We start from the raw sequence: 17,119 nt of genomic DNA, 5'->3' as shown, positions 1-17,119 counted from the left end.
TTCAGGCAAACATCGGCAGCATCAGGTACAGCTTAATCACCAGCGCGTTGACGATATCAATAAAGAACGCCCCGACCATCGGGACCACCAGAAACGCCATGTGCGATGGCCCGAACCGTTCGGTGATCGCCTGCATGTTGGCGATAGCCGTTGGGGTAGCCCCCAGGCCAAACCCGCAGTGACCCGCAGCCAGCACCGCCGCATCATAGTTTTTACCCATCATGCGCCAGGTGACGAATATGGCGTATAGCGCCATAAACAGCGCCTGCACCGCCAGAATCGCCACCATCGGCAGCGCCAGCGATGCCAGCTCCCACAGCTTAAGGCTCATCAGCGCCATCGCCAGGAACAGCGACAGGCAGACGTTGCCGAGCACCGATACCGCCCGTTCAAACACGCGGTAAAAACCCATCATCGCCAGACCGTTGCTCAAGATCACCCCAATAAACAGCACGCAGACAAACGTCGGTAGTTCAAACGCGGAGCCCGCCAGCCATTGCGCAACCACTTTGCCCACGGTCAGGCAGATGGCGATCGTCGCGATGGTTTCAATCAGCACCAGCGAGGTAATACTGCGCCCGACGTCCGGCTTTTCAAACGCGGTCGGCACCAGCTCATCGTCCGGCCTGCCGTTCGGCGTGGCGGAGTGCTTAACCAGATACCGCGCCACCGGGCCGCCAATCAGGCCACCCAGCACCAGACCAAAGGTCGCGCAGGCCATCGCCACCTCCGTCGCGTTTTCAAACCCGTAGCGCTCGATGAACAGCTTACTCCACGCGGCCCCGGTACCGTGACCGCCCGAAAGGGTAATTGACCCCGCCAGCAGCCCCATCAGCGGATCCAGCCCCAGCAGCGTCGCCATCCCGATGCCGATAGCGTTTTGCATCAGCAGCAGCCCCACCACCACAATCAGGAATACGCCGAGCACTTTACCGCCCGCCCGCAGGCTCGCCAGGTTGGCGTTCAGGCCGATGGTGGCAAAGAAAGCCAGCATCAGCGGGTCTTTCAGGGACATATCAAAATCGATTTCCCAGCCCATACTTTTTTTCAGAATCAGCAGGGCCAGCGCCACCAGCAGGCCACCGGCGACAGGTTCAGGAATGGTGTATTTCTTCAGAAGGGAAACGCTATGTACCAGCTTACGGCCAAGCAGTAAGACCAGCGTTGCGGCAACAAGTGTCGACAACGTATCGAGATGAATCATAGAAGGCTCCTGTTTTGCGCGTGTTCCATACACACGCGGCGTTATCCTGGGCCGGTTTGCGCTCTTCATGAGCTCACGGCGCGAAAAAGTGTAATTTTTTTTCCCGATGCGTTGTAGAAAACCTGCTCACAGCGGCAGATTTTCTTCCCTTTTTTTGCTGGCAATCGTTTGCTTTTACCAGGTGGTCAGATAAAATGCCCGCTTTTCCACCGTGGGATTGCCGCCGATGTCCGTTAACACCATAGAGTCGCCTGATGCGCAACCGATTGCGCAAAAGCAAAATAGCGAACTGATTTACCGCCTTGAAGATCGCCCGCCGCTGCCGCAAACGCTTTTCGCCGCCTGCCAGCATCTTCTTGCGATGTTTGTTGCGGTGATCACCCCGGCGCTGCTGATTTGCCAGGCGCTCGGTTTACCGGCTCAGGACACGCAGCACATTATCAGCATGTCTCTCTTCGCCTCCGGCGTGGCCTCGATTATTCAAATTAAAGCGTGGGGTCCGGTAGGGTCGGGATTATTGTCGATTCAGGGAACCAGCTTTAACTTCGTGGCACCGCTGATCATGGGCGGTACGGCGCTGAAAACCGGCGGTGCGGATGTCCCTACCATGATGGCGGCGCTGTTCGGCACGCTGATGCTGGCCAGCTGCACGGAGATGGTGATCTCCCGCGTTCTGCATTTGGCTCGCCGCGTCATCACCCCGCTGGTTTCCGGCGTCGTCGTAATGATTATCGGCCTGTCGCTGATCCAGGTGGGCCTGACCTCCATCGGCGGCGGCTATGCCGCAATGAGCGACCACTCCTTCGGCGCGCCGAAAAACCTGCTGCTGGCGGGCGTGGTACTGGCGATCATTATTCTGCTTAACCGTCAGCGTAACCCTTACCTGCGCGTTGCCTCACTGGTGATCGCCATGGCGGCGGGCTATCTGCTGGCGTGGGCGCTGGGCATGCTGCCGGAGAACACCGCGCCGACCAACGGTGCGCTGATCACCATCCCCACGCCGCTGTACTACGGTCTGGGCATTGACTGGGGTCTGCTCCTGCCGCTGATGCTGGTCTTTATGATCACCTCTCTTGAGACCATTGGTGATATCACCGCCACCTCCGACGTCTCCGAGCAGCCGGTGTCCGGCCCGCTGTACATGAAGCGCCTGAAAGGCGGCGTGCTGGCGAACGGCCTGAACTCGTTTGTCTCTGCGGTATTCAACACCTTCCCGAACTCCTGCTTCGGTCAGAACAACGGCGTGATCCAGCTGACCGGCGTGGCCAGCCGCTACGTCGGTTTTGTGGTGGCGCTGATGCTGATCGTCCTCGGCCTGTTCCCGGCGGTAAGCGGCTTTGTGCAGCACATCCCTGAGCCGGTGCTGGGCGGCGCAACGCTGGTGATGTTCGGCACTATCGCGGCCTCCGGCGTGCGTATCGTTTCCCGCGAGCCGCTAAACCGCCGCGCGATCATGATTATCGCGCTGTCGCTGGCCGTCGGTCTGGGTGTCTCCCAGCAGCCGCTGATCCTGCAGTTTGCGCCTGACTGGGTGAAAAACCTGCTCTCTTCCGGCATTGCCGCGGGCGGTATCACCGCTATCGTTCTGAACCTCGTTTTCCCGCCTGAGAAAAATTGATTTCTCTCACGGCAGGCAGTCAATGCCTGCCGTGACATCTCATTACACCATTCCCGCCTTGAGGATTGCGCATAAATCGTGCATAACTCCTTTATGTGCGTTTTGCGGGATGGAAGACCATGAAATTTATTGGAAAGCTCCTCATCTATCTTCTGGTAGCCCTGCTCATTGTGCTGCTGGCGCTCTACATTCTGCTCCAGACCCGCTGGGGCGCGTCTCAGGTCAGCAGCTGGGTGACGGTGAATACCGACTACGAACTCAGTTTCGACAAGATGAATCACCGCTTTTCGTCGCCTTCCCACATTATTCTGGAAAACGTCACCTTCGGTCGGGACGGTAAACCCGCCACGCTGGTTGCCAAAAAGGTCGATATTGGCCTGAGCAGCCGCCAGATAACCGATCCGCTGCATATGGACACCATCACCCTGTTCGACGGCACGCTGAATCTCTCGCCTCAGACGGCGCCGCTGCCTTTCCAGGCGGATCGCCTGCAGCTCAACAACATGGCGTTTAACAGCCCGAATACCGAATGGGATCTCAGCGCGCAGAAGGTAACGGGCGGCGTCAGCCCATGGCAGCCGGAAGCGGGCAACGTGCTGGGGAACAACGCGCAGATTCAGATGAGCGCAGGCTCGCTGACCCTGAACGGCGTACCGGCCACCAACGTGCTGATCGAGGGCCAGCTTAACGGCAAGGAAGTGGTGCTGAAAACGATTGGCGCCGATATGGCCCGTGGCTCACTCACCGGCTCCGCCCTGCGCAACGCCGACGGGAGCTGGATTATCGACACGATGCGCCTGAACGAGATCCGCCTGCAAAGCGATAAAACGTTGATGGCGTTCTTCGCGCCGCTGGCCACCATCCCCTCACTGCAGATTGGTCGTCTGGACGTAACCGACGCCCGGCTTCAGGGCCCGGACTGGGCGGTGACCGATCTCGATTTAAGCCTGCGCAACCTGACTCTCAGCAAAGGCGACTGGCAGAGCCAGGAAGGCCGCCTGTCCATGAACGCCAGCGAGTTTATCTACGGCTCGCTGCATCTTTTCGACCCGATCCTGAATGCGGAGTTTTCTCCACAGGGCATGGCGTTGCGTCAGTTCACCTCCCGCTGGGAGGGCGGCATGGTGCGTACCTCCGGCAACTGGCTGCGCGACGGCAAAGCGCTGGTGCTGGACGATGTCGCCATCGCCGGGCTGGAGTACACCCTGCCGCAGAACTGGAAAACATTGTGGATGGAGCCTCTGCCGGAATGGTTGAACAGCGTCACGCTGCAAAAATTCGGCCTGAGCCGCAACCTGGTGATCGACATCGATCCTGCGTTCCCGTGGCAGATCACCTCTCTGGACGGCTATGGTGCAAACCTGCAGCTGGCGAAAGATCGCCAGTGGGGCGTCTGGGGCGGCAGCGCAACATTGAACGGTGCGGCCGCGACCTTTAACCGCGTGGACGTGCGCCGTCCGTCGCTGGCGCTGAGCGCCAACGCCGCCACGGTGAACATTACCGACCTGAGCGCGTTTACCGAGAAAGGTATTCTGGAAGCCACGGCGACGGTTTCGCAGCTGCCACAGCGGCAGACTACGGTGAGCCTGAACGGGCGAGGCGTGCCGCTTAACGTGCTGCAGCAGTGGGGCTGGCCTGCATTGCCGATTACAGGAGATGGAAACCTTCAACTCATCGCCAACGGTAATGTGCAAAATAACGTTTCAGTGAAATCCACACTCAACGGAGAGTTAAGCGCGGAGAATATGGAAAAACAAAGTGTTAATCAGACATTACTTAATGGGAAAGAAATAAAAAATAATATCCGTCAACCAGAGTAATTTTGTTTAACTCTGTTTTAAATAGATTAATCCTTGCCTCACCCCTCCTTCAGGGGCCAGAAAGATAAGAACATAAATCACTTAAAATGCAATAACTTATGAGTTATTGCATTTTGCTTTTCTTATGAATGAAGTAAAAGTTAATAACAAAATTAGAATTTATAAAAACAATATTCAATTGATCCTGAATATAATCCCATCACTTCCATTCCCTCTTCTTTATTCATTAATCTGGAAAGGACTCCAACGATGCGATTGTACTCAAAGATTACAGCTTATTTGCAAATATTTCTGCAGTTAATATTTATATTTATTAACTCGTTCATTTTTTCGTTTCCCGTTATTGCCAGCACTCGCCAGCCCTCACCAACAACGACAACCAGTGCAACAAAAGAAGATGATGCGGGTAAAAATCTCGCCAATATCCTTTCCAGTACCGGTTCGATGCTGAGTCAGGATAACAAAACGGATGCGCTCATTAACTCAGCGATCAATAGCGGCTCTGCCTATGCAACCAATGAGATTCAATCCTGGTTGCAGCAATTTGGTACAGCACGCGTAAACCTCGGGTTTGAAAACGATCTGTCGCTGGAGAGTGCTAACCTCGACCTGCTTTTGCCTCTCTACGATGATAAGAAACAGAACCTGTTCTTCACCCAACTGGGCGCACGACGTGATGACGATCGAAACATCGTTAACGCGGGCCTGGGCTACCGCTTTTTCGCCGACAAATGGATGTGGGGTGTAAATGCGTTTTACGATCAACAGCTATCTGACAACACCCACCAGCGTCTTGGACTTGGGGGAGAACTCGGCTGGGACTACTTCAAACTCAGTGCCAACGGTTACCAACGCCTCTCAGGCTGGAAGGAATCCAAAGATCATCAAGATTATGAAGAACGCGTGGCTAATGGCTACGACGTACGTGCTGAAGGCTATCTACCGGCCTATCCTCAGCTCGGCGCCCAATTGGTTTGGGAGCAATATTATGGCGACGATGTCGCCCTGTTTGGGGACAGCGACGATGACCGCCAACGCGATCCTTATGCTGTCACCGCGGGTATCAATTACACCCCTGTCCCACTGTTCTCTGTCGGATTAAGCCAAAAAATGGGTAAAGGCGATCATAACGATACCCAAATTGAAATGGCAATTAACTGGATGCTCGGCTCACCGCTCAGCGCCCAGCTTGATGCCGATCGGGTGAAAGACCGCCGCACACTGCTGGGAAGCCGTCTTGATTTGGTTAATCGCAACAATACCATCGTACTGGAATATCGTAAGAAAGAGCTTATTTCACTGAAATTGCCTGAAAAAGTCACCGGCGTTGAAGCGGAAACAGTGCCATTCAGCGTGAATGTGAAAAGCAAATATCCGGTGGATAGCATCAGTTGGCAGGATGATAACCTCGTGCGAAACGGGGGTAAAATCGAAGAAAAGAACGGCGCGTGGACCGTCACCCTTCCGCATTACCAGCAAAATGGCGCCGAGAAAAATATGTACGATGTCTCCGCCACAGCCTATGACAACCAGGGGAATAAATCTGATGTCAGCCACATGACGGTGGCGGTGAGCGGATTCAACATTGCCGATGTCACGACAACGACATCAGCGGCGGCTGCTTCGCTGCCGGCTGACGGCGTAAGTACTACCCAGGTCACCGTCACGATAACATCAGGTAGCGGTGAAAAGATTACCGGGCTTGCCGACAACCTCAGCGCTCAACTGATCCGCAGCGCGCAAAAACAAAAGACAGAAGCCACACCTGCTCTGGAAAAAATCAGCGCATTTAGCGAGCGTTCCCCTGGCGTTTACGTGAGTACCTTTACTGCGGGGACACAACCAGGTGCAGTGGTAGTCCAGCCTCTCTATAACCAGACGACGAAGCTCACGACAACAACCATCACCCTCAATGCAATCAGCGATACATCGCACTTCTCCGCCCTGGATACCTCCAAAACGTCGGCGCTGGCAAACGCTCAGGATGCGATTTCGCTGACAGCACATGTTGTGGATGACATGAATAATCCTGTTCAGGGAGTTGCCGTAAACTGGCGTAGCGAAAATGAAGGCGCAATACTGAGTACGGCAACAAGCACAACGGATGCGCAGGGTAATGCCATTAACACCTTGACCAGCAGTAAAATCATCACCACGACGGTCAGCGCGCAACTTGATAACGGTGATTCCATCCAGAGTAAAACGCTTCAATTCACCGCTGACACGAATAGCGCGCAGGTCACCCAGATTGAGGCAGATAAAAAAATCGCTCAGGCCGATAATCAGGATGAAATTACGGTTAGCGCCATGGTCACGGATGCCAGCCAACACCCGCTGGCAAATCAGCCTGTCGACTGGGCAATAGACGCTGCAAGCGGTACAGCACATCTGGCTGACAAGCAGAGTAATACCGATGCTAACGGAATGGCGACGATGACGCTGAAATCGACAAAAGCTGGGCAAGGTATTGTCAGCGCATCAACGGGAAGCAGCGACGCGTTAAAAACAGAAGTGCTGACTTTCCTGCCCGATCTTAAAACTGCAACGCTGAGCAGCGTATCAGCCAGTAAAACGTCGGCGCTGGCGAATGGTCAGGATCCTGTGACTTTCAAAGTGAAGGTCGAAGATGCCAATAAAAATCCGTTGAAAGGGGTGAAAATAAACTGGAGTACAGCCAGTACGCAAGCCAGCCTGTCAGGAACATCAACCAACACAGACGCTCAGGGTGAAGCCACTGTCGATCTCACCTCTACGGCCGTTGAAAACACGACCGTGACTGCAGCATTAGAAGGGCAGTCACAGACATCCTCAACCATTAATTTCATCGCCGATGACGCAACGGCGTCAGTACAATCGCTCAGCACGGATAAAACAGAGGCCGTCGCGAATCAAAACGATCGGATCTCGCTGACTGCACACGTTGTTGATGCCAACGATCACCCGGTATTCGGCAGTGCTGTACAGTGGAAAATTGTCGAAGGGCAAGGCACGTTAAGTGCTGCACAAAACAACACAAATAATCAGGGTGATGCCACCGTCACTATCATTTCATCCGTGCAGGGCAAGGTAATAGTCTCTGCCAGTACAGCAACAGGCGCAGGGGTAAACTCACAGGAACTCACCTTTACTGCGGATTCTGCAACGGCAAAAGTGACAAATGTTACGGTGGATAAATCTTCGGCCATTGCTAATGGCAAAGATAAAATCACCTACACGGCCACCGTTACGGATGCAACTGGCAACCCGGTGAAGGATCAGGATGTTAACTGGACAGCATCACCAGGCACGGCGAAACTCTCTGCGGCAACGACAAAAACAGATGCAAGCGGGACAAGTTCAGTAACGGTGACCACCCTCAAAGCCGGTGAGGTCAACGTCACCGCGCAGGCAGGATCGGGCCCGGCGTGGAATGCCCCTGCCACCACCTTTACAGCTGATACCACGACGGCACAAATCGCCAATATCAGTGTTGATAAAAAGACTGCCTACGCGAATGGAACGGACAAAATTACGTTCACCGGCACCATTATTGACGCCAACAGTAATCCACTCAAAGGCGTGAATGTTGAATGGACCGTTACACCATCGACAGGTGTGCTGTCAGCGCCGGATAGTGCCTCTAACGATGCCGGGGAAGCTTCCGTTTATTTAACCTCTACCCAGATCGCCAACTACACAGTGACGGCGAAGGTAAACGGTAAGACAGAAACGTCCGAGACAGTTTCATTTACGCTAGACAGTACTACTTCAGGTATAACGTCGCTGACAGCAGATAAAACCGACAATATTGCTGCCGGTAAAGATACGGTTACGCTCACGGCCCTGGTTAAGGATGCGTACGGCCACCCAGCGCCCAATGTTGCTGTAGCCTGGGCTTCGGATAACACAACGGGCAATTTCAGTGAGAACAGCTCCACCACTGACAGTGAAGGTAAAGTGGTCGTCACGTTCAGCGGTACACTGGCTCAGGTTACTACCGTGACGGCCAGTAGCGTAAACAATAGCCAGCAGACGGTTAAACTGACCATCGTACCGGATGTTCAGAGCGGCAAACCGGTGATAATAACCGCTCAGGGACAAGACTATGATGCCGTTGCCGATGGTAAAGATGTCATCACTTTAACGGCTACCGTGAAAGATGATTATGGCAATGCCATTTCTCAGGGTGACGTTGACTGGAAGGTGGAACCGGATGCTAACTATCATCTCTCTGCCAGCACCCAGCCAACGGACAATCAGGGCAAATCAACAGTGACGATAGCCTCAGAGGATGTCGTTGCCTGTAAAGCAACGGCTACCATCAACGGGTTTAGTAAAACCTCAGCCACGATGCGCTTTGCCGCAGATACCAGCACGGAGGAAGTCTCGCAGCTTACCGCCAGTAAAACTACGGATGTAGTCGCAGGTAAAGACGTCGTTACGCTGACAGCGACGGTTACTGACGCCAGTAATAACCCCGTTGCAAATCAAACCGTTTACTGGGGTACGGATAACACCAGCGGCATCTTCCAGCCAGGAGACAACAGCGTCACCGACAGTAACGGTATCGCGACCATCTCTTATACGCAGACGACAGCGGGCACAGCGCTGGTCGGAGCAGGGATAAACCATTCTCAGAAAACCACCACGATTGAGTTCATTGGCAATGCTGAAACGGCCGCCCTCTCTAGTCTGAAATCGGATAAAACTAAAGCCGTTGCGGACAACAATGATGTGGTTACCTGGTCGGTGGATGTGAAAGATCAAAACGGTAATGTCCTGCCGGGTCTGTCCATCAACTGGAGTAGTGACGATACCGATCTTACCCTTGCCGCCAGTAGCAGCGTAACCAATGCGCAAGGTGTCGCCACTATCACTGGCCGCACCCTGAAAGCACGCGATACGATTGTTACTGCGACAATCCCAGGTAACGGAAAAACGCTATCAGCCGCAAAAGTGACCTTTATTGGGGATGCCAAAACAGCAAGATTGCTCTCACTGAACGTGGATAGAACCACCATCCTGGCTAACGGTGCAGATTCTGCAACCTACACCGTGCAGGTTGAGGATGTTAACAACAACACGGTGCCTGATGCCACGATCAACTGGCAGACTACCCTGAACCATTTGTCTGCTGCGACCAGCCAAACATCGAGCTCTGGTGTCGCTACAATCAAGTTGAATGGTAACGAACAGGGCATGGCGACGGTCACTGCATCCATCAACGCTTCAACGCTTGAAGACAGTAGCGTGAAATTTATCAGCACGATTGAAGATACTTGGGTCGTTACCTCAGACTCGTCTTCCTATACCTCTGCCGCAATCAAGGGGTATCCGGATCTCGGCTTTATTACATCGTCGCCAACAACGGGACCAACCGAGCTGGAGTGGGCACCTGATGGCGGTTACTCCGATGTTTCTACACCGGTCGCACTGGTAAATGAAAGCGGTCAACAGTACGTGGTGAACCTCAAGGGCTATCGAGCCTCTGCATGTTCACGGCGCCCGCTGAATGCGGCCGTAGGTTGTAATAGCGATCAAGGTATGAGCGCGCAATTCACCTGGAGCCTCGCCGACAACCCGGACATACCGCCAGGACACTACACAGGCCTGATCCATTTCTACGGAAAAGACTGGCACACGAGTTGGGCCTTTGAATACCGCTTAACGATGGATTTAACCGTTTACTGATAGATACGAAAAAGCGAGCCAATTGGCTCGCTTTTCCATTATCACCCCGGTTAAAGATGAACCACCACCTCATTCCCCTCCGCTTTCACCACCACACCCCACTCACTTCCTGAGTAAGAGCCGCCTTTCACGCCGCTCACCTTCTGCACGTTGCGCAAGCACACCGACCAGTTTTTCGCGTCTCCCGCGCCGGTAAAGGTCACGATGTCGCCCTGACGTGACGCCTTCAGCGTAAACGCCACGGAGCCGTCCGCCGCAGGCACTTCGCTCACCGCCGTTGCGCCATCGTCCAGGTTAAACAGCTGGAAGGCCGTCCCCTCATTCCATGCGTAGTCCGGCTTCTGGTTGTTGTTACCCAGCGCCAGCAGCGTGTTATCGCGCACGTAGACCGGCAGGCTCATGAAATCGTGCTGCTGCTTATGCCAGCGGCTACCCTGAATTTCGTCGTTATGCCACAGGTGCGTCCAGCGTCCTTCCGGCAGGTAGAACTGCACCTCCCCCACCTCTGAGAACACGGGTGCGACCATCACCGAATCCCCCAGCATGTACTGACGGTCAAGATAATCGCACGCCGGATCGTCCGGGAACTCAAGCATCATCGCCCGCAGCATCGGCGTGCCGAACTCGTGCGCCAGCGCCGCCTGACGATACAGATACGGCATCAACTGACACTTCAACTGGGTGAAGTGGCGCACCACGTCGCAGGACTCGTCATCGTACGCCCACGGCACGCGGTAGGATTTGCTGCCGTGCAGGCGGCTGTGGCTGGAGAACAGCCCGAACGCGCACCAGCGTTTGTAGACGTGCGCCGGGGCGGTGTTTTCGAACCCTCCGATATCGTGGCTCCAGAACCCGAAGCCGGACAGGCCAATCGACAGCCCGCCGCGCAGGCTTTCGGCCATTGATTCATAGTTGGCATAGCAGTCGCCGCCCCAGTGAACCGGGAACTGCTGCGCACCCACAGACGCGGAGCGGGCAAACAGCACCGCCTCTTCCTCCCCCACCGTCTCTTTCAGCACGTTCCACACCAGCTCGTTATAGATGTAGGCGTAGTGGTTGTGCATCTTCTGCGGATCGGACCCGTCGAACCACTGCACGTCGGTCGGGATACGCTCGCCGAAGTCGGTCTTGAAGCAGTCGACGCCGATCTCCACCAGGCCTTTCAGCTTGTCGGCATACCACTGGCACGCTTCCGGGTTGGTGAAGTCGTAAATCGCCAGCCCCGGCTGCCATTTGTCCCACTGCCAGAGGGAGCCGTCCGGGCGCTTGAGCAGGTAACCCTTCTCTTTCAGCTCCCGGAAGATCGGGGATTTCTGGCCGATGTACGGGTTAATCCACACGCAGACCTTCAGTCCCTTCTCTTTCAGGCGGCGGATCATGCCTTCCGGGTCAGGGAAGGTCACCGGATCCCACTCGAAGTCGCACCACTGGAAGGCCTTCATCCAGAAGCAGTCGAAGTGGAACACGTGCAGCGGCAGGTCGCGCTCGGCCATGCCGTCGATAAAGCTGTTTACCGTCGCTTCGTCGTAGTTGGTGGTGAACGAGGTGGTCAGCCACAGGCCGAACGACCAGGCAGGCGGCAGCGCCGGACGCCCGGTGAACTGGGTATAGCGGTTCAGCACCTTTTTCGGCGTCGGGCCGTCGATCACGAAGTACTCCAGATATTCGCCTTCGACGCTGAACTGCACTTTGGAGACTTTCTCCGAGCCAATTTCGAAGGAGACGTTTTCCGGATGATTCACCAGCACGCCGTAGCCGTGATTGGTCAGGTAGAACGGGATGTTTTTGTAGGACTGTTCGGTGCTGGTGCCGCCGTCGCGGTTCCAGGTTTCGACCGTCTGGCCGTTGCGCACCAGGGCGGTAAAGCGCTCGCCCAGACCGTAGACCGTTTCCCCCACGCCCAGATCCAGCCGTTCGAACACGTAATTGCGGTCGGTGTTGCTGTCCTGCACGTAGCCGTTGTTTTTCAGCTGGCTGCCGGTAATGCGCTGGCCGTTACGCAGGAAATCCAGCGCCCAGAACTCGCCTTTGGTGACGCGCACGCTGACGCTTCCGCTTTTCAGCTCGGCAAACTCGGCGTTGTTCTCAATCTCTACCTTCACGTCTTTCAGAACGTTCAGCGGATAGTGTGGGCCGTTATTCAGCGCGCCCTGGAAGTGATCGATGCGCACCCCGACAATCCCTTCCTGCGGGGCAAACAGGCGAACCGTGAACATCAACGTGTCGAGCTGCCACGTGCGCTCGCGCACGTCGCGCGGCGCCACGTACACCACCAGGTCATTGCCCTGCTGCTCCACGTCGAACACCTGCACCGGATACGTCACGTTCAGGCCCGGTTGAATAAGCCAGTTTCCATCACTGATTTTCATGCTTTCGTCCTCTTAGTTCTGTAATTCTTTGCTGACCGGCAGGTTTTCAAACTCCTGCTGATTGCGGCGCACGCCCTGCGCCAGCTCGCCCAGGATTTTGGTCAGGAAAGGGGTTTTCAGCGTGTAGTAGCGTTTAGCGATGATGGCGCTCAGCACGTAGCAGACCGCCGGGGCAAGGGTAAACAGGCCGATAATGATGCTGATGGTCGCGCTGTTCTGGGTTTTGGCTGCCGCGTCGTAGCCACCGCCGGCCAGCATCCAGCCGATCATCGCCCCGCCCAGCGCCAGGCCAAGCTTCAGCACGAACAGCGTGCCCGCAAAGCTGATGCCGGTCAGGCGTTTGCCGTTGGTCCATTCGCCGTAGTCGACGGTATCGGACATCATCACCCACTGGATCGGCGTCACCAGCTGGTGCAGCACGCCGATGACGAAGATAAAGGCGAACATCAGCACGGTGGCGTGCATCGGCACGAAGAACATCGCCACGCTGACCACCGCCAGCGCGGCGTTAGTCCACCAGAAAATGCTGACCTTGCACTTCCAGTCAGTGAGCGGTTTCGCCAGCGCGGAGCCGATCAGGTTGCCGACGCAGTAGGTGGTGAGAAAGGCGACGAACACCTCTGGCGAGCCCATGATCCAGGTGCAGTAGTACATCATCGCGCCGCCGCGCACGCAGACGGCGAGGATGTTGAGGATGGTGAGCACGCCAACGATGCGCCACTGGTCGTTGTGCCAGATGTCGCGCAGGTCTTCCCGCATGGAGGTGGTGCTCGGCGGCACCTGGATGCGCTCTTTGGTGGTAAAGAAGCAGAACGCCAGCATCAGGAACGCGACCACGGACAGCACGGCGATCCCGCCCTGGAAGCCGAACGCCTTATCGTCGCCGCCAATCAGTTTCACCAGCGGCATCATCAGCACCGTGGAGAGCATGCCGCCCGCCGTCGCCAGCACAAAGCGCCAGGACTGAAGGGAGATACGCTGCGTTGGGTCGTTGGTGATCACGCCGCCGAGTGCACAGTACGGAATATTGACGACGGTATAGAGCAGGGTTAACAGGGTATAACTAATTGCGGCGTAAACCATTTTTCCGTTGAGGCTGAGGTCCGGCGTGGTGTACGCCAGCACGCAGACGATACCGAACGGGATAGCGCCGAACAAAATCCACGGACGGAACTTGCCCCAGCGGCTACGGGTGCGGTCGGCAATCAGCCCCATGCACGGGTCGGAGATCGCATCCAGCGCGCGCGCCAGCAGGAACATGGTGCCGACAAACCCGGCGGGAATGCCGAAAATATCGGTGTAGAAAAACATCATGTACAACATGACGTTATCAAAAATGATGTGGCTGGCGGCGTCTCCCATGCCGTAGCCAATCTTCTCTTTTACTGACAATACTTCGCTCATTTTTTTTATCCTTCACGCTGTAGGGGGCGCTGAGACCGGTTACAGAGTTTTAAACCATTGTTTCAGGAGCGGGTATTGCGTTTTCTGGTTAGCAGATTACGTTTCTTGTTTTTTGTGATCGCGGTAAATGTTGGGGAGCACGAGGGTCTAACATGAGGATTTTATTAGGAATTAACTGAAACAGGGGTGTACAGGTCAAAAGAGAGGTGAAAAAAGTGTGTATGGGTATGTGGTAAATGCCTGAAAGTAGCTATAATGCGCCCCGCCTCCATGTAGCAATCGAGGCGCGGAAGATCGTCATCTCCGGTGAGGTGGCTGGATTTCAAATCCAGTTGGGGACGCCAGCGTTCCCGGGCAGGTTCGACTCCTGTGATCTTCCGCCAAAATTTAAACATATCTTCGATGCGTGTCATATATTCTATCTTTGTGATAAACATCACTACATCTGTTCAAAAATTCATATAATTATTTCATTTCAAATTGCAAATAATGAATGAGATCGTTATGGACGATATTCAAAAGGAACACCTTTCACCTTTTTTTTCAATATTAATTGGTTTTAACAAATCAAACTACACAGCTAAATATTTAAATGAATCTATAATGGAAATTATAGACAAGAAAATCTACAATGAAGGAGAAATACAAAAATATTTAACTAAACATGAAATAATTAACGAAGCCACCGTAATTATATCTCCTTATTCAATAAATAAAACACCTAGCTGGACTAAAAGAAATGATATACATGATACTGAGAACCACATTGCACTTACATTTTCTCTTGGAAGTTATGTAGCATTTTACTTTTCAGAAAAAGGAATGAAGGATTTAATAAGGGAAAATTTCAAAAGTTCACCACTAACAAACTTGCTTCCTGTGGAGATATCACAGTTAAATCACTTATTTATTAATGAAGATAATATCAAAATGCTCTGGCTCCTTGGTATTCATGGGAAAACAACTTTTAAGGCTGATTCAAAAGTTTTAGGTGGTAATAGTGTTGCGGAGTCGTTAGATCCTCTTGAAGATCAATCATATATGATGTCTGCAGTGAGAACTGAAATTGGCATCAATAATAAAACCATAGGGTTAAATCCGTTCAAATCATCCATCTGGAAAGGACCATGTAAAGACTGGGACGCGTTTGAGAAAAATGTTATAGAAATATTAGACATGTTAAACGCTAATAACCAAAACAACCTTACCCCTATAGGCATTCTAGCCAGCCCGATAAATGATCTTAATGGTGTAAATGACGCATATGATTTTTCTGTAATTGATCCTGATTTCGTACCTTACGAAATGAGCCCTTCGAAAGTTGATTTACTTAGAAAAATAGTAAATAAATATAGAATAGAAGTTTACCCAATAATGAACTCATCATTTTCGTTAAAAGTTTTTCATGAAAATGTTCATTGCGGAGATATTAGCATAAGGCTAACAATTAAAGATTATGAAGTTTGCTTTGAAATTTACAATCAACAACCTGTTGCACAAAAAAAAGAAATACTAAATAATTATGCTAAAATACTCAAGTATCCTGAATTTATAAAGTGCTGGTATGAATCTGGACATGCAGTAGTAAACTCTTGGATTTTCAAAACTGATTATAAAGATGTGTCTTATAATGGATTTATTTGGGCTGATTTCGAAAAATTTGATATTTGTAAAGAGAAACCGTTAGTTTCAGATAAACTTGACTTGACAAAGATCGGAATGCAAGATTCTCTTTTCTGTTGGGTGAAAAACCGTTGGAATAGTCGTTGGGATTCATCAGAAAACTTTAATACGACAGAAAAACCTACTGGATGGCTGTATTGTGACGATGGGGCTGGTGAAAAAGCAGACTTCATTCATATTGATGAGTATAATGATAAAATCATAATATCTCTTATCCATATCAAAGCTGCTAATAGTAGCAGTAATAGCAGAAGAATATCAGTAGGTGCGCATGATATAGTTTTAAGTCAAGCAGTTAAAAATCTCAGATATTCAAATCGTAAAAATCTCATTCAAGATCTAACAGATAGAGCTTCAACCTCAAAAAACAAAATGTGTTGGTATAACAATAAGTTGATTCAGCCATCGGATTTTCTGATACAACTTTCATCCTTAAATTCCAATCCTAATAAAATAAAAACAAGAGTAATAGTTATACAACCACACACTACCAAGAGTTATTATACAAAATCACAAAATAACAACATTAAGCGCCAGTTAGATGTATTATTAGTTAGTTCAGATAATGCAATTAAATCCTCTGGTGCAGAGTTCCATATCGTTGGTTTTTATGATAATTGATATCATGAAAATATCTAACCGTTAGGTTTAATTCCCTTGGATCTTAACGCCTCTCTCGCCAGTTCTTTCAACCAACTGGCGAGACTCACCCCTTCCTCAGCAGCCACAGCATCCAACTGTTCTTTCAATGCCGGATCAATACGCATCTTAAACTGAGGGGACTGGCCACCGCCTTTTGGTTTTTTTTCGCGCGATATGATTGACATGAGGCCACCTATCCATCTACTCTGATACATATAGGAGGCCACCTAAACCTCCTGTATTTGCAACGCCCCGATGTGCGGGAACACAACCGGAGCGTCTAACCTTACCAACTATCAAGGAGTTGATTATGGCTGATTCGCATTCTACCCCAGACACCGACCAATCCGGAACCGAGCGTTCGTTAATTGTGGGATACCGCCCGAATGTTTTCGACAAATCTACGCCGAAAATCATCCTTTCCGGCAAGTGGCTGCGCGCGGCGGGCTTTGATACCGGACAGCAGGTCACGATAAAGGTGATGAAAGGGTGCATCGTTCTGGTGGCGTATAACGAGCAGGAGCAGAGGTTGCAGGACGATTATAAACGGACGAAAGCAAAGCTTATTGAAATAGAGAACGCGCTTGCAGCCATCCAAACTCCGCGTCCTGGAAAGCGCCTCGCAAAATCAAATACAAACAACCTGGCTTAGCGGCTGTTTCTGGCATACTACGAACTTACCGACATCAACCTTATGAGGTGGGGGCAG

General features: G+C 52.4%; 9 protein-coding genes and 1 tRNA gene. 6 read left to right on the top strand and 4 right to left on the bottom strand.

The window, feature by feature from the left end; translation table 11 throughout:
* Position 1: 1 nt before the first annotated feature.
* Positions 2–1,204, bottom strand: a complete 1,203-nt coding sequence (gene gltS / locus V1566_RS03310; protein ID WP_395305049.1) for a sodium/glutamate symporter — start codon at positions 1,202–1,204, stop codon at positions 2–4.
* Positions 1,205–1,430: 226 nt separating this feature from the next.
* Between gltS and V1566_RS03305 the strand changes: the two genes are divergently transcribed.
* The 3 genes from V1566_RS03305 (at position 1,431) to V1566_RS03295 (ending at position 10,312) form a co-directional block, all read left to right on the top strand.
* Positions 1,431–2,822: an NCS2 family protein gene (locus V1566_RS03305; protein WP_395305048.1), complete on the top strand. Its 1,392-nt coding sequence runs from the start codon at positions 1,431–1,433 to the stop codon at positions 2,820–2,822.
* Positions 2,823–2,941: 119 nt separating this feature from the next.
* Positions 2,942–4,642 (top strand): AsmA family protein, encoded by a 1,701-nt coding sequence (locus tag V1566_RS03300; RefSeq protein ID WP_395305047.1) that lies wholly within the window; start codon positions 2,942–2,944, stop codon positions 4,640–4,642.
* Between the two features lie 249 nt (positions 4,643–4,891).
* Complete coding sequence (locus V1566_RS03295; RefSeq protein ID WP_395305046.1) at positions 4,892–10,312, top strand: Ig-like domain-containing protein; 5,421 nt, start codon at positions 4,892–4,894, stop codon at positions 10,310–10,312.
* Positions 10,313–10,362: 50 nt separating this feature from the next.
* Here the strand turns inward: V1566_RS03295 and yicI are convergent, their stop codons facing one another.
* Positions 10,363–12,681: an alpha-xylosidase gene (gene yicI, locus V1566_RS03290; protein ID WP_395305045.1), complete on the bottom strand. Its 2,319-nt coding sequence runs from the start codon at positions 12,679–12,681 to the stop codon at positions 10,363–10,365.
* Positions 12,682–12,693: 12 nt separating this feature from the next.
* Positions 12,694–14,085, bottom strand: coding sequence for a glycoside-pentoside-hexuronide family transporter (locus tag V1566_RS03285; RefSeq protein ID WP_395305044.1), 1,392 nt, complete (start codon positions 14,083–14,085; stop codon positions 12,694–12,696).
* 288 nt (positions 14,086–14,373) lie between these two features.
* Here V1566_RS03285 and V1566_RS03280 point away from each other — a divergent pair.
* Together V1566_RS03280 and V1566_RS03275 are read left to right on the top strand one after the other, a co-directional pair.
* Positions 14,374–14,468: transfer RNA gene (locus tag V1566_RS03280), tRNA-Sec, on the top strand.
* Between the two features lie 121 nt (positions 14,469–14,589).
* A complete protein-coding gene (locus tag V1566_RS03275) occupies positions 14,590–16,389 on the top strand; it encodes a hypothetical protein (protein ID WP_395305043.1) in 1,800 nt (599 codons plus the stop codon).
* Positions 16,390–16,403: 14 nt separating this feature from the next.
* On the opposite strand, the gene V1566_RS03270 is transcribed toward V1566_RS03275, so the two are convergent.
* Complete coding sequence (locus V1566_RS03270; protein WP_395305042.1) at positions 16,404–16,595, bottom strand: toxin-antitoxin system HicB family antitoxin; 192 nt, start codon at positions 16,593–16,595, stop codon at positions 16,404–16,406.
* 125 nt (positions 16,596–16,720) lie between these two features.
* Here V1566_RS03270 and V1566_RS03265 point away from each other — a divergent pair, with 125 nt between their 5' ends.
* Complete coding sequence (locus V1566_RS03265; protein ID WP_395305041.1) at positions 16,721–17,062, top strand: SymE family type I addiction module toxin; 342 nt, start codon at positions 16,721–16,723, stop codon at positions 17,060–17,062.
* The last annotated feature ends 57 nt before the right edge of the window (positions 17,063–17,119 follow it).

Source organism: Enterobacter sp. ECC-019 (assembly GCF_043974075.1).
GTDB classification, from domain to species: Bacteria; Pseudomonadota; Gammaproteobacteria; order Enterobacterales; family Enterobacteriaceae; genus Enterobacter; species Enterobacter asburiae_D.
Note: the sequence above shows the minus strand (reverse complement) of the source record. Positions and strands in the feature narration are given on the sequence as shown.

Bases quoted from the DNA above. Each gene is read 5' to 3' on its own strand.
- gltS (WP_395305049.1), bottom strand. From the start codon at position 1,204: ATGATTCATCTCGATACGTTGTCGACACTTGTTGCCGCAACGCTGGTC.
- V1566_RS03270 (WP_395305042.1), bottom strand. From the start codon at position 16,595: ATGTCAATCATATCGCGCGAAAAAAAACCAAAAGGCGGTGGCCAGTCC.
- yicI (WP_395305045.1), bottom strand. From the start codon at position 12,681: ATGAAAATCAGTGATGGAAACTGGCTTATTCAACCGGGCCTGAACGTG.
- V1566_RS03305 (WP_395305048.1), top strand. From the start codon at position 1,431: ATGTCCGTTAACACCATAGAGTCGCCTGATGCGCAACCGATTGCGCAA.
- V1566_RS03265 (WP_395305041.1), top strand. From the start codon at position 16,721: ATGGCTGATTCGCATTCTACCCCAGACACCGACCAATCCGGAACCGAG.
- V1566_RS03295 (WP_395305046.1), top strand. From the start codon at position 4,892: ATGCGATTGTACTCAAAGATTACAGCTTATTTGCAAATATTTCTGCAG.
- V1566_RS03300 (WP_395305047.1), top strand. From the start codon at position 2,942: ATGAAATTTATTGGAAAGCTCCTCATCTATCTTCTGGTAGCCCTGCTC.
- V1566_RS03275 (WP_395305043.1), top strand. From the start codon at position 14,590: ATGGACGATATTCAAAAGGAACACCTTTCACCTTTTTTTTCAATATTA.
- V1566_RS03285 (WP_395305044.1), bottom strand. From the start codon at position 14,085: ATGAGCGAAGTATTGTCAGTAAAAGAGAAGATTGGCTACGGCATGGGA.